We start from the raw sequence: 14,051 nt of genomic DNA on the forward strand, positions 1-14,051 counted from the left end.
ATCCAGCCGATGTTCGAATTCGGCTACGGGCTGTCGTACACGCACTTCGCGTATTCGGGGCTGTCGGTGTCGCGGCAACGGGACGGCTCGCTGAGCGTCGCGTTCACCGTGCGCAATGACGGCCGCGTCGCCGGCGCGGAAACGCCGCAAGTCTATCTCGGCGTGCCGTACAAGGACGAGCCGCCGAAGCGGCTGGTCGGCTGGGAGAAGATCCGCCTGAACCCGGGCGAGGCACGGCACGTACGCGTGATCGTGTCGGCGCGGATGCAGAGCGTGTGGGATACGTCGAGCAACGGCTGGAAGGTCGTGCCGGGCGGGACGGTGTATGTCGGCGCGTCGTCGCGCGATATCCGGCTGCAGGGTAGTTGAGTAACGGGCGCGGGATTCGGGGCGAAGGGCACCTTCCCGCTTCCCGCGCTCCGATGGAATGACTGGAATCAGGTTTGCCCCGCTTCGGGCATGGCAAACGGCGTCGGTCGCATCGCTTTCAATCCGTGCGTGTTTGACTTCCCCGCGTATACCGGCGGACCAAAAAAAAATTCAGAACGGTCGGAATAAAGCGCGCTGCCGCGCGTCTACTGCATGATTCGGCGCAATCGATGCGCCCCACTCCCAAGGAAAACAAGTGAACCAGCTCAAGTCCTTTCCCCACTCGATCGCGCGGCAGTCGTTTGTCGCAGCCGCAACAACAGTCGCGCTGATTTTCTCGGGTTGCGCAAGCCACAACATTGGCATGTCGTCAGTCCCGACATCGGTCAAAACGGTTGATGGCGTCCTGACCGACGCGCGTGGCATGACGCTGTATACCTTCGATCGCGATACGGTCGCCGGCAAGAGTGCATGCAGCGGCAATTGCGCGATCAAGTGGCCACCGCTGACCGCCGACGGCACCGACAACGCTGTGGGGGACTACACCCTCGTTGTCCGCGACGAAGGCACGAGGCAGTGGGCCTACCGCGGCAAGCCGCTTTATCTCTGGTCGCAGGATAAAGCGCCCGGCCAGGTCACGGGCGATGGTTACATGAACGTCTGGCATGCCGCAAAGCCGTAAACACACGCCGGCACGCGCTTGGTGCCTGCGAGCGCGTGCCGGCCCTCGATCGAGGCACATCCTGCCGGGACTCGTGATGCCGCCAACCAGGTAGCAGCTTGGCGTTGGAATGGTGCACTACGGCGTCGTGCACCTGATCAGCGCCTGAACGCGCTGATGCCGCGGCGTCTCATACCGCGCCCAATCCTCGTGGCAGCACCTCCGAAGCGGTGGTCCAGCCATGCCGACGTCCTGAAGAGGCCACGGGTATTGGTGATCAGTATCGGATGTCCAGTTGTCGGTATCCGCGCGCGCCGGGTGGGAAAAAACGCCTCAATTCCGTCGGTCACGATGCGCCGTCCTCCAGACGACGCGCTCGACTCGCACGTTAAATATGCGCAGGAATTCTCGCGCCAACCCATGAGAACGGAACCGGCACACGCATCTCCATCCGGCTGCGCCGCAGGCCGATGATCGAGGCACCGCGCTACGTGGGTGCCCTGAAGTTTCCGGGATTCCCTCCGGCGGACTCGCATAATTCCGGTTGCGGCTCGGCAGGCGCCGGGATGGCACGCCAGCCAATTCAGACACTTCAATGAAACTGAGGTTTTCGCCGTTCGATGAAAGCTCGGATGCCTTCGCCAGCCTCGTCTCCGGCACCGAGCGCGGCGATCGAGCGCGCTTCCCGCTCGAGGTGCGCCTCGAACTCCCCGTGAAAGGATTCGAGCAGCAGTTCACGACTGGCGGCAATGGCCTTCGTCGCGGATTCCACGAGTGTACGCGCGATCGCTCGCCCCTCACTCACGAGATCGTCATCATCGACGACACGATTGATCAGCCCCATGGCCTGTGCATCATCGGCCCGGACACGCTGGTTCAACAGCAGCATTTCCTGGGCGCGCCTGAATCCCACCAGCCTGGGAAGTTGCCAGGACATCCCGCCATCCGGGCTGAGTCCAACCGCGCCATATGCAGGCGTGAAATGCGCGGAGCGCCCGGCTATGACAATGTCTCCAGCGATTGCCAGGCTGAAGCCAGCCCCGGCGGCGGGCCCGTTGACAAGGACGAGAAGCGGTTTGGGCATTCGCACGAAACGCGAAAGCGCAAGATGAAGCGTACCTGCCAGTTCGCTCAGAAAGCCGGGCAGATCATTGCCGGCCGCCCCGAACGAGCCCAGGTCGCCGCCCGTGCAGAAAAGCCGCCCCATGCCCGTGAGGACGACACAGCGAATGGACGGATCCTGACCGCACCGGATTGCCGCCCTCATGAGCGCCTGTGCGAGAGGCAAATCGATTGCATTCCCAGATTCCGGTCGATTGAGTGCAAGGGTGGCAATGCCATCCTCAACGTCGACCAGCAAACTTTCTCCATTCATACACGTTCCTATATTTCACGATCGGACGTTCCAACAACGTTTTCGATCGTCTACCGAATGGCGATCACAAGCCTGCATTAAGAGCGACTGCTTGTAGCACACACGTTAAAGACGCCGCACACCCCGGAATACATCACCGCGGCGCCATCCGGATTGCGCCGTCGAGGCGAATCACCTCTCCGTTGAGCATCGAGTTTTCAACGATCGACTGCACGAGCTTGGCGAATTCGTCCGGTTGCCCGAGACGGCTCGGAAACGGGACCTGCTTGCCAAGCGAATCCCGAGCGTCCTGCGGCAGGCTCGCCAACAACGGAGTAAGAAAAATGCCCGGAGCGATCGTCATTACCCGAATTCCATACCGAGCAAACTCGCGCGCAATGGGAAGCGTCATGCCGACAATACCCGCCTTCGAAGCGGCATAAGCGGGCTGACCAATTTGCCCATCGAAGGCCGCCACGCTCGCAGTATTGATAATGACGCCGCGCTCCTCACCGATCGGTGCTTCCGTGTGCAACCGCGCGGCAAACTTTGACAAGACGTTGAACGTCCCCATCAGGTTGATGTTGACGATCCGTGCGAAGTCGTTCAGCGCGAGCGGCGATCCATCGCGATTGATGACCTTTCCCGGCGGGCCGATGCCGGCGCAGTTCACAAGCAAGCGCGCCTTCCCGTGGAGCCCCTCCGCCTCCGCGAGCGCTATATCGACCGCATTCTCGTCGCACACATCGACCTTGACGAAATTGCCGCCAACTTGCTCCGCGCAGGCGCGGCCCAACTCCTCGTTGAGATCGAAAATGGTGACCTTGGCCCCCTTCTCCGCCAGCAGTCGTGCTGCCGCACCGCCCAGTCCGGATGCACCACCAGTCACAATCGCAGCCAATCCCTCGATATGCATGCCAATCTCCGTTCCGATGAAAATACGACTCGTCTCTCAGGCGTTTCGGGAAACGTCATTATTTAAAGATACGCCCAGGCACGACATCTGCTCGTGAGCACAACTATCACGGGGAGTTGCACGCAGCATCGTCTCGTTGACGTGTTCGCATGCAACCCCGATCCGATTTAGAAGCGATGACGCAATGCCGCGCGAATCAGAATTTGATGATTGTTCGACGAATCGCCGTAGTTGCCGATATCCGCGACGGCGGAAGCACCAGTCGAAGAGATGCCGGACGCACGTTGCCAGCCCACGGTCCAGTAGACATCCGTACGTTTGGAAAGGAAGTAGTCAGCCATCAGCCCGACCTGGTTGTAGTGCTGGCCGCCAATCGTTGCACCGCTGGCAGTACGGACACCCCGGCCGTTCAAATAGTTGTACATGACGCCGGCGAAGAAAAATGGCGAAAACTGGTACTGCGCACCGACGTCGAAATTGTTGAAGCGTGCCGTTCCGCCCAACAATTCCCCGTTGAGGTGACCATACTGAATATTCGAGTATGACGCCGCCAGCGTCAGTGCCCCGATCTTGTAGTTGGCCGCCACGATCGCATTCTGGAAGGACTGCGCGCTCTTGTATCCGGAGTTCAGTGAAAATGCCAGCGGCGAGGCACCGCTCGCGTTGTCGGTGAAGAAGCCGGATCCCGCCGTCGCCGAGGTCGGATTCTTGAAATACTCGTACGCTCCCGCAACCTTGAACGGGCCGTATTCGTAAGATGCGCCGACCGAGTAACCGCTGTTGGCCGTCAAGTTGCCGGCAACACCGCCGACGCTATATTCGCCACCGAATTTCAACCCGTTGAATGTCGGGCTCATGTAGCGAATCGCGTTGTTCACGCGAATAGTATTGGCGGCGTTATCGAGGTCCCCCGGATGCGACGAGGCCGGGCCGCCGAGCAGCCCTTCAGCGGTCAGGGGCTCCGGGAAATAGAAGATCATGTCATATTGCCGCCCGAGGGTAAGGCTCCCAAGGCGATCACTGCTGAGGCCCACGAATGCCTGACGGCCAAATGCGGTTCCACCTTGACCGAATGCACCGTTGTTCAAGTTGATGCCGGATTCGAGCGTGAAGATCGCTTTCAGGCCCCCGCCCAGGTCCTCGCTGCCCGTCATCCCCCACCGGCTGCCGAAGATGCCACCCAGCGAGTCGAGCGAGACCCGCTTGCCGGCCCCGCTATTGCTCTGAAACACGACGCCTTCGTCGATGACGCCATACAACGTAACGGCACTTTGCGCGTGGCTTGCAACCGAGAATGCACTGAAGATGGCCATGCAAAGAAGGTTTCGATAGAACGGCTTATACATATATAGATCTCCTAACCAAACTCAAGAATATTTTTGTTTCCGGATGGTCGTTTACCGTTAAGCAAACTGGCTTGCTCCAATGCCTCTACTCGATCTCCGGTAAAGCGGGCGAGGCTTGATAGGGCAGGTTCCTCCGATGCGGCGGTCCGGCATCTTGCCCCAACCACACGACCTTGATACCCGACCCGGCCGCGTAGACTCGACTTCTCCTGGAGAAGCCGAGTCGTGGCCTTTAGCTGTCAGCGCACACAAAGCTGGACGCACTATTTGCATCGCCGGTTCCCTTGTACTTCGGGAATTGCGGGTACTCGCACAACGGACGAGTGCGTCCTTTGGTGGCAGGATTGCCGTCCGTCACGACAGGGTTGATGGGCGCCTGTCCGGATTCCACCCAGCCGTCCAATGCTGTCAGGGGATCCCATTGCAAGGCGAACGTCCCGCCCGCGTGACCAAATCCCGGTGCGACGTAATACCGGACAAAGCTGCTCGTCGAATCACCGTATCGGGCGGCGACCTGCTTGTAGTAGGCCGTCGTTTGATTGGGCGTCACCAGCATGTCGGCGGTGCCTTGCACCAAAATCAGCTTTCCGCCCCTCTTCTGATACGTATCGAGATTCGGATCCGTGGCGTCCAGCAGATTGGACAACTGCGTGACGCGCGGCTGCCAAGCCCGATAGTCAAATCCAGTCGTTGTGCCGTTCGGATCTTGCTCGTCAAAGTACTTGATGACGGGTTCGTCGAGACTGTAGTACGCGGTCCGTGTACCGTCGGTCCCGATAGGGTCGAACAACGTCCCCGCCATATCACCACCCTGGAACACCGGATACGGGCCAATACTCGTGACCCCGTTGGCCAGCGGGAATGCGAACTCCATCGGCGTCGCCGCCGTCATCAGCGTGTTGATCTGGGCGTCCGAAAGGCAGGTATCTCCGGAGTCGCCCCCGCCAGCGCACCGCAAGTTGTTGATCGAGAATTTTGCCTGGCACGCCGCCGTGTTGCTCACGATGCCGTCTGCCACGCCGTCCAGTGCGTCACACGCCTCCATCACCTTGGCCTTCACTAGTGCCTGCTTGGCCGGATCGAGCGCACCTCCGGGGGTGGAATAGGCTGCATTCCACATGCGGAACCACGACATCACCATCGCCTGATTCTGGTTCGCGGGATAGTAGGCAACGATCCCGTCATAATCGCTACCGTACCGCTGCGCGGCAACCAGGCTTTCGTGGCCGCCCTTGGAGCCACCGATGTGGTACATCCGGTGTGGCACGGTCTTGTAGAAAGCCTTGAGAATATAAAGCGCCGTGTCATGAGTGCGCTTGACGCTCTCACCGCCATAATTCGCCAGCGCCTGAGCATTGAGGCCGAACGTTCCGTCCAGCGTCGTCCCGCCATCGCTACCGAACGTCACGTAGTGCATGGCGAGCGGCTGCTTTTCGTCCGACGGCCAGTTCTGTATGCCGCCAATCAGACCGCCGAGACCCGTTACCAGGAGACCGTTGAAGCCCGCTCCGCCCAGTTGCAGGGCCTTGAAATTCCAGGTCGTCGGAAGGTTGACTTCGAAGTTGATCGCGGGATCCGCGGAATTGGCGGCCAGCACCTTGCCAAGTACTTGGCAGTAGTCCGGAAGGCCCGTCGTGCTGTCTGCTGCAACGAGTGATGCCGATGTGATCGTCGCGCCTTGCGTCGGCAGTGCAATGGCGCTGGCCGGGACGCCGGCGCCAGCAAGCGCAGAACATGCACTCGCGGCATTCTGCACTTGCATCGTGGTCGGAGCCGTCGGCGTTGGCGCTGCAGCGTTGTCAACCTCCCCTCCACAGGCCGTGAGGCCCAAAGCCACCACCGCGCTCACGACGCCAGTCGCGGCCAACCCTCTGTAGAAGCTCGAGGTTGTCTGATATTCGTCGGTCATGTTGTCTCCACCTTGTCTGAGTGTGCCGACCAGCGATGCACCTCATGGCCGGCACACGGATTAGGCGCGCACTCGCGCAGGTGAGACCATCGTCGAAATAGACGAGATCGCAGTGCGCATAACTGACGACTCAGCAGATACCCCAATCCCAGGGGGGCAGGACGTGACGCAGGACCGGTTCCATGTCGATCCAGTTCATATCAACAACATTACAAGGAACCGCGGCCCGCCTTGCATAACGCTTGGCTACGGATGGGTACGAGAAATTGGTGGTCGCACATGAGGACATCACCGATATGCCATGAATCAACCGATAAGCCACGGTATATGTCGATAGCCTGCTTGGTAACGCCTTCTGCCGGTGACACACAAACACACAATCGACATTGTTCTTACGTCGAAGTATTGTATATACTTGAAAGTAGGATTCGAGCCCGATGGGACGCTGCAGTCAGTCTGTCAATAGCGTCGTCGTATGGGCCCTCGTTTGTAGAACGATGCAAGATGGAGAGAGACGATGTGCCAGGTCAACATGCTCATAGAGTCGATAACGGTGGACTCTTCGCACCCCGCGCAGTGCGGTTGCGGCGCATCTTCTGCGGCGAGACCCCCCCCATGTCTCCGGACGTCTTTCGCGACTTCGCAAACGCGGAAAAATCGTTCGTGATCCGGAATTCGCCCTCGACGCCGCCTTCTTGTTGATCCGTGATGCCATCCAAGGTGGATCTCGGCTCCATAGAAACTCTACTTCCATAAAAGCAATGTATCCCGGAACGCACGCCCAAACCCACCCCTCGAAGCCTGCCGTGATCATGGCTGCCTCAGGGCTGCATGTCACCTTTTCCGAGCTCGAAGGCCGGTCTCTCAGGATCGCGAACTGGCTTCGTGCGCAGGGAATGAACCGAGGTGACGTCGTCGCCATTCTCGCGGAGAACGACCACCGCATATTCGACGTCTACTGGGCTGCCCAGCGCTCGGGGCTCTACGTCGCGGCGATAAATTTCCATCTCAAGCGTGAGGAGATCGAGTACATCCTCCAGAACTCGGGCGCGAAATGTCTCTTCGTCGGAAACGTGGGACAGGATCTCGCACGTGCATGGGCCGACCTCCCGTCTCTTTCGCACGTCGTGCATTTTGACGTGGCCTTGCCCGGTTCGGTTTCGCTGAGTTCCGTGTTGGAAACAGCCTCCTCGGAACGCCCCGAGTACGAACCCCGGGGGGCAGACATGCTCTATTCGTCGGGAACGACCGGACGTCCCAAGGGGGTGCGACTTCCGTTGCCCGACCGTCAAGTGTCGGACGCGGGCGACAGCATGGTGGCCATGTTCGGCGGACATTTCGGGTGCGGCAGCGACACGGTGTATCTCTCCCCGGCTCCGCTCTATCACGCCGCACCACTGCGGACTTGTGCCGCCATTCAGGCCATGGGCGGCACCGTCGTCGTGATGGACAAATTCGATGCCGAAGCAGCACTCGAGGCCATCGAGAAATATCGCGTGAACGTCAGCCAATGGGTACCGACAATGTTCGTTCGGATGTTGAAACTCCCGGACGACATCAAACGTACGTATGACGTCAGCAGCATGAAAGTCGCAATACACGCCGCGGCACCCTGCCCTGTTGACGTAAAGCGCAAGATGATGGATTGGTGGGGGCCGGTACTCTACGAGTTCTATTCCAGCACGGAGCTGAACGGGATTACGACCATCAGCCCGTCGGAATGGCTGAAAAAACCGGGGTCGGTGGGACGTTCAATACTCGGCAAAATCCACATCTGTGACGAGAGTGGCGATGAACTGCCTGCCGGATCGGATGGGCTCGTCTATTTCGAGCGTGAAACGACGCCATTCTCGTATCACAAGGATCCCGAAAAAACGCGTGCAACCCAACACCCGATTCACTCGACGTGGACGATGGTTGGCGACATCGGCCATGTCGACGACGATGGGTTCCTTTACCTCACCGACAGAAAGGGCTTCATGATCATTTCTGGCGGCGTCAATATCTATCCGCAGGAAGTCGAAAACGCGCTCGCCCTCCACCCCGCCATCCTGGATGTGGCAGTGATCGGCCTTCCCGATCCGGAGATGGGGGAACGAGTAAAGGCCGTCGTCACCCTCGCAGAAGGCTATGCGGCCACAACGGAGCTCGAGAAGGAGATCATAGACTTCGCGAAGTCACGGATTGCCTCATACAAGGCGCCGAAGAGCGTCGACTTCGTCGACGAATTGCCGCGAACTCCTACCGGAAAACTGCAGAAGGGCGAATTGCGAAAGCAGTATCTCGCTCGCGAAAGCTCCTGATGCGCCAGACGCGCCTGAATCCTCTTCCCGTATTTTTCCGAGTGGTAGGGGGACGAGTTCCAAGGACGAGACTGCTGATCGTATGAGTACAGGAGCGAAATCCCTGCATGTGCTTGTTGAGTATTGGCTGGGACAGCCCTCAGCCATGCAAACGAGAGTGATTCGTTTGGCCGGGCGCGGCAGTCGACGATGTGTGTACGTCGAACTCGCCAGTCCCGGCGAACGCTTGAGGATGTACTTCTTCCGCCACCCCGATCGGGTGTGGCGGGTATTCCCGCCTTCGCTCGAACACCCCACCATGAGTATTTGATGAAGCGCGTGCGTGGCGAGCGGCCTCTCAGCTCCTTCATGGTCATTTGCGGGCCGGCGACGTTCGCGAGACTCGACGGGCTGACGCGCTGACGGAGGATCCTGCACATCCAAACCGTCATCGCCCGCTCGAGTCGAACATACAAAAAGCCCTACGAACTTGACTGGTTCGCAGGGCCCCGATTGCAACTCATGCTCCATGCCAAGCGCAACATGCGCCCTCACATTGCGCGTGCGATCACTTCCTTCATGATTTCGCTCGTGCCGCCGTAGATGCGCTGAACCCGGGCGTCGGTGTACATCCTGGCGATCATGTATTCGTTCATGTAGCCGTAACCGCCGAACAACTGCAAGCACGCATCAACCACTCTGCCCTGAGCCTCCGAACCCCACAGTTTCGCCATCGATGCTGTCACGGTATCCAGACGACCGACCAGCAAGTCCTGCACGCAGCGATCGATGAATGCCCGTCCGACCTGTATTTCCGTGGCGATCTCCGCGAGCTTGAATCGCGTATTCTGGAACGCGGAAATTGCCTGTCCGAATGCCTGCCGATCACGCACATAGGCCAGCGTTTCCTCATACGCCCCCTCCATTGCCGCCAGGGCCATCACGCCGATCAGCAACCGTTCGTACGGAAGATCCGCCATCAGTTGGTAAAACCCCTGGCCTGGCGGTCCGCCGAGAATGCTGTCCTCACCAACGAGCACGTCGTCGAAAAACAGCTCGGCGGTGTCCTGCGCCTTCATACCGATCTTGTCCAGCAACCGGCCGACCCGGAAGCCGGCACAATCGGCTGTCTCCAACAGAAAGATCGACATGCCGCGAGCGCCCTCACCCGACTCCGTCTTGGCCACGACCAAGACAAGGCCGGCCAGAAAACCGTTCGAAATGAACGTCTTGGCGCCATTGATACGCCATCCGTCCTGCGTGCGCTGCGCCCGGGTACGCATACCCTTCAGATCCGATCCGGCGCCCGGTTCAGTCATCGCAATCGCGCCGACCAGTTCACCCGATATCAGGCGTGGCAGGTAGCGACGTTTCTGCGCCTCCGTGCCGTGATTCAGGAGATAGTGAGCCACGATGGCGTGCACGGAGGCATTCATGCCCGAGAGCGCGCGTCGAGCCATCTCTTCATGAAATACGGCTTCGTGACGGAAGTCGCCCCCCGCACCGCCCCATTCCTCCGGAAGATCGGCACACAGGATCCCAAGTGCGCCAGCTTTCCGCCACAAGTCATGCCCGACGTGTCCGCGATGGCGAGCAGCCTCGTCGTGCGGAAGCATTTCCTCTTCGATGAACCGTACGACGGTGTCGCGATACTGCTCGAGATCGGGATCACTCCACGAGCGGTTGAATTGGATCGTCATAGATGTGATTTTCCTAGTAGAACGCCAGCTGCCCCGCCAATTCGCCATGGTCCTCGACGCAGTCAGCCTGGAGCCTTCGGCGAATGCGGTCCCCAGTCCAGAACGACTCGGCCCACTGTCGAAACATCCTGTGCTTGCCGGATCGCCTTTGCCCAATCGAGGGCGGGATAGACCTGCGCCACGCGCGGTCGAAGCTGACCGGCCGCCAGCATCGCAACCGCTTCGGCCAGATTCGCTCGTGCGCGGTCAGGCTCGCGCTCCCGGAACTGGCGAATGTCCACGCCAACGAGCGAGGCACCCTTGAGCAGCGGCAAATTGGAGCGGATCGCCGGAATATTGCCGCCGGCAAAACCGATGACCAAGTGACGGCCGCCCCATCGAAGGGTGCGGAATGCCGTCTCCGTGAACGAATCGCCAATCATGTCGACCACGACGTCGACTCCTTCGGGCACGACTGCTTGCACGGCGGCACGCCATTCAGCAAGGCCAACGTCGACGACGTAATCTGCCCCTTCTTGCAGGGCGACTTTCATCTTCTCGTCACCGGTCACGCCGGCAACGACAGTTGCACCGAGTGCCTTCGCGACTTGCATGCAAGCAAGGCCGACACCGCCTGCCGCGCCCAATACCAGAACGGTCTCCCCGACCTGAAGGGCTCCGCGATGCTTCAACGCATACAGTGCCGTCGCATACGTCACGGGCAGCGCCGATGCCGCGTGCATGTCCACATGCGGTGGCAAAAGCTCCACGGCACTCGCTGGGACATTGGTGCGCTCGGCCCACGCTCCACCGACCGTCATTCCCACGACGTGCTGCCCCACTTGCACCCCACCCTCGACGCCGGGACCAAGGGCTGTAACGACACCGGTGAACTCGGTGCCTGGCACGAGCGGCAGCGGCGGCTTTACCTGGTAGCCTCCTCGCGCAAAGAGCAAATCCACATACGAGATTGCGTTTGCCAGAACGCTGACCTGGACTTCGCCAACACCGGGCGAAACTTCGGGTGCCTGCTCGAGCACCCATTGATGAAGACCGTCGAATCCATGTACGCGCAGCGCTAGCATGATGCAGCTCCCCTTGCCCGGCCGCATGCACTTGCGAGTGCGGCCCGGCAATCAGCCACCATCCGCTCCAGCAGTTCACCACAGGTCGGAATATCCTTGACCAGGCCGACAGTCTGCCCCGCCCATACCAAGCCTGCATTCACCTCGCCACTTTGTAGTGCCGCGCGACCGCGCTGACCAGAGACCAGGGGCTGGATGTCCTTGAACTCGCAACCGCCCGGACGACGTTCGATCGAGACGACTTCGTCGGACACGTGGTTGCGCAGAACCCGACCGGTATTGTGCAAGGTACGGAAGATCAGGTTCGTTTCTCGCTCACTGGCACCAACCAGTGCACATTTGATGTCCTCGTGGATCGGTGCTTCGACGGTCGCGCAGAAGCGCGTTCCCATGTTGACACCCTCCGCCCCCAAGGCCAGTGCTGCAGCCAGCCCCCGGCCATCGGCGATGCCGCCGGAGGCAATCACCGGGATGCTCAGCGCCTGTGCCGCAAGCGGAATCAGCACCAAACCCCCGACATCATCTTCTCCCGGGTGACCGGCGCACTCGAAGCCGTCGATGCTGACGACGTCGACTCCATTGCGTTCAGCCGAGAGTGCGTGGCGAATACTCGTGCACTTGTGGATCACCCGAACGCCAGCGGCCTTCAACCGCGCCGTGAATTCCTTGGGGCTGCTGCCCGCGGTCTCGACCACCGGAATGCCCTTCGCAATCACCACGTCGAGGTACGCGTCATACGGAGGTGGCTTGACCGTAGGCAGAATGGTCAGGTTGACGCCGAACGGGCGGTCGGTCATCGTCCTGCAGCGGTCGATCTCGGCACCCAAGGCGTCCGGTGTCGGCTGAGTGAGCGCCGTGAGGATGCCCAGTCCGCCTGCATTCGACACCGCGGAAGCCATTTCGGCGGTGCCAACCCATTGCATGCCGCCCTGAATGATCGGGTAGCGGATGTCGAACATCTCAGTGATACGAGTCTTCATCGTTCAACTTCCTTGAAAGCTGGAGTTACGTTTGATGAGGAAGGCATCCACGCCATCCTCGGAATCCGCGGCCATGCCGCGTACCTGAGCGCGGTGCTGGCCACCCCGGCGACCACATCGCGTACGGCCAGTACCGGCGAGTCCCGAGAAACCCTGGTCCCTGACCGCGTCACCGTCGGACCGATGCGAGGAATGGCATGGACATGAGATACGGCGAGTCTTCAATGGTGACGGTAGTACAGCGCCGTTGACCCGAGCTGTTCTTTGGCCTTCGCCAATTCGGCGCGGGCGATGGCACGCAGGTGAACCTCGTCGGGGCCATCAAAGAAGCGCATGGCCCGTCCCCAGGACCAGAGGTACGCCAGCGGCGTGTCGGGCGTGATACCCATCGCGCCAAATACCTGAATCGCTCGATCGACGACGCGCGTCTGAAGCTGTGCCGCCACGAGCTTGATGGCCGAAACATCGAGGTGGGCGGACTTGTTGCCATGGGTATCCATCTTCCAGGCCGCCTGCAGAACGAACAGGCGAGCCTGGTCGATTTCGACGCGCGAATATGCAATCCAGTCCTGAATGTTGGCGAAGTCCGACAAGGTCTTGCCGAACGCGCGGCGCGAGAGAGCTCGCTCGCACATCAAGTCCAGCGCGACTTCACACTGGCCAATCGTTCGCATGCAATGGTGGACTCGCCCCGGTCCCAAGCGGGCTTGCGCCAATGCGAAGCCACTGTTCTCTTCGCCGAGCAAGTTGGACACCGGCACGCGCACGTTCTCGAACGCGATTTCGCAGTGCCCCTCGGGCAGATGGTGGCTCATGATCGGCACGTTTCGGACGATGCGCAAACCCGGGGTATCCATCGGAACAAGCACCATCGAATGCCGGCGATGCTTGGCCGCGTCTGGATCGAAGTCGGTCACGCCCATCACAATTGCCAACTTGCAATTGGGATGCATCGCGCCCGTGGTGAACCATTTTCGCCCGTTGATGACGTACTCGTCTCCCTCGCGCCTGATGGATGTCTGGATATTGGTCGCGTCCGACGAAGCCACATCCGGTTCAGTCATGGCGAAGCAGGAGCGGATGGTTCCCTCGAGAAGCGGAACCAGCCAACGATCCCGCTGCGCCGGATTCGCGAAGAGGTGCAGCAACTCGATGTTGCCGGTGTCCGGGGCGTTACAGTTGAACACCTCGGATGCCCAGGGAACACGGCCCATGATCTCGGCCAGCGGCGCGTACTGCATGTTGGTCAAACGAGTACCGGGCTCGTCGTCGAGCAGCCCCGGAAGAAACAGATTCCAGAGACCCGCGTCGCGCGCCTGCTGCTTGAGCGGCTCGACGATCTCCGTCGGAAAGCGGCCGGAATCGGCGATGCGCTGATACGCGTTGTCGAGAGGGAGTATTCGCTCGTCCACGAACCGGCGCAGCGTCTGCTGCATTTGCTGAACGTCTTCGGGAAGCTGGAAGTGCACG

Annotated in this window: 11 protein-coding genes; 3 read left to right on the forward strand and 8 right to left on the reverse strand. The window is 60.3% G+C overall.

Translation table 11 applies throughout. The features are described from left to right. Nucleotides 1–369: fibronectin type III-like domain-contianing protein (locus tag DIE22_RS24585; protein ID WP_185640676.1), on the forward strand; the 369-nt coding region annotated here is incomplete at its 5' end. A 256-nt stretch (nt 370–625) separates the two neighbouring features. Next, complete coding sequence (locus DIE22_RS24590; RefSeq protein ID WP_409410200.1) at nt 626–1,051, forward strand: ATP-binding protein; 426 nt, start codon at nt 626–628, stop codon at nt 1,049–1,051. 571 nt (nt 1,052–1,622) lie between these two features. Here DIE22_RS24590 and DIE22_RS24595 read toward each other — a convergent pair. The 4 genes from DIE22_RS24595 to DIE22_RS24610 all read right to left on the reverse strand — a co-directional run bounded on the left by DIE22_RS24595 (nt 1,623) and on the right by DIE22_RS24610 (nt 6,555). Beyond that, nucleotides 1,623–2,405 carry an enoyl-CoA hydratase/isomerase family protein gene (locus tag DIE22_RS24595; RefSeq protein ID WP_124606272.1) on the reverse strand — a complete coding sequence of 261 codons (783 nt, stop codon included), beginning with the start codon at nt 2,403–2,405 and terminating at the stop codon, nt 1,623–1,625. A 133-nt stretch (nt 2,406–2,538) separates the two neighbouring features. Further along, complete coding sequence (locus DIE22_RS24600) at nt 2,539–3,300, reverse strand: SDR family NAD(P)-dependent oxidoreductase (RefSeq protein WP_124606273.1); 762 nt, start codon at nt 3,298–3,300, stop codon at nt 2,539–2,541. 167 nt (nt 3,301–3,467) lie between these two features. After that, nucleotides 3,468–4,646, reverse strand: coding sequence for a porin (locus tag DIE22_RS24605; protein WP_260426751.1), 1,179 nt, complete (start codon nt 4,644–4,646; stop codon nt 3,468–3,470). Between the two features lie 232 nt (nt 4,647–4,878). After that, nucleotides 4,879–6,555 carry a tannase/feruloyl esterase family alpha/beta hydrolase gene (locus DIE22_RS24610; protein WP_124606274.1) on the reverse strand — a complete coding sequence of 559 codons (1,677 nt, stop codon included), beginning with the start codon at nt 6,553–6,555 and terminating at the stop codon, nt 4,879–4,881. 761 nt (nt 6,556–7,316) lie between these two features. Here DIE22_RS24610 and DIE22_RS24615 point away from each other — a divergent pair. Beyond that, complete coding sequence (locus DIE22_RS24615) at nt 7,317–8,858, forward strand: acyl-CoA synthetase (protein ID WP_124606275.1); 1,542 nt, start codon at nt 7,317–7,319, stop codon at nt 8,856–8,858. Between the two features lie 530 nt (nt 8,859–9,388). Here the strand turns inward: DIE22_RS24615 and DIE22_RS24620 are convergent. The 4 genes from DIE22_RS24620 to DIE22_RS24635 form a co-directional block, all read right to left on the reverse strand. After that, on the reverse strand, nt 9,389–10,537 hold the full coding sequence (locus DIE22_RS24620) for an acyl-CoA dehydrogenase family protein (RefSeq protein WP_124606276.1): 1,149 nt from the start codon (nt 10,535–10,537) through the stop codon (nt 9,389–9,391). A 62-nt stretch (nt 10,538–10,599) separates the two neighbouring features. Further along, nucleotides 10,600–11,601, reverse strand: coding sequence for an NADPH:quinone oxidoreductase family protein (locus DIE22_RS24625; RefSeq protein WP_185640677.1), 1,002 nt, complete (start codon nt 11,599–11,601; stop codon nt 10,600–10,602). Next, nucleotides 11,595–12,581 carry a nitronate monooxygenase family protein gene (locus DIE22_RS24630; RefSeq protein WP_124606278.1) on the reverse strand — a complete coding sequence of 329 codons (987 nt, stop codon included), beginning with the start codon at nt 12,579–12,581 and terminating at the stop codon, nt 11,595–11,597. The genes DIE22_RS24625 and DIE22_RS24630 overlap by 7 nt, the downstream gene beginning before the upstream one ends. A gap of 221 nt (nt 12,582–12,802) precedes the next feature. Continuing rightward, complete coding sequence (locus DIE22_RS24635; protein ID WP_260426752.1) at nt 12,803–14,050, reverse strand: acyl-CoA dehydrogenase family protein; 1,248 nt, start codon at nt 14,048–14,050, stop codon at nt 12,803–12,805. Nucleotide 14,051 lies beyond the last annotated feature (1 nt).

The sequence above is a fragment of the Burkholderia sp. Bp9142 genome (assembly GCF_003853415.1).
Lineage (GTDB): Bacteria > Pseudomonadota > Gammaproteobacteria > Burkholderiales > Burkholderiaceae > Burkholderia.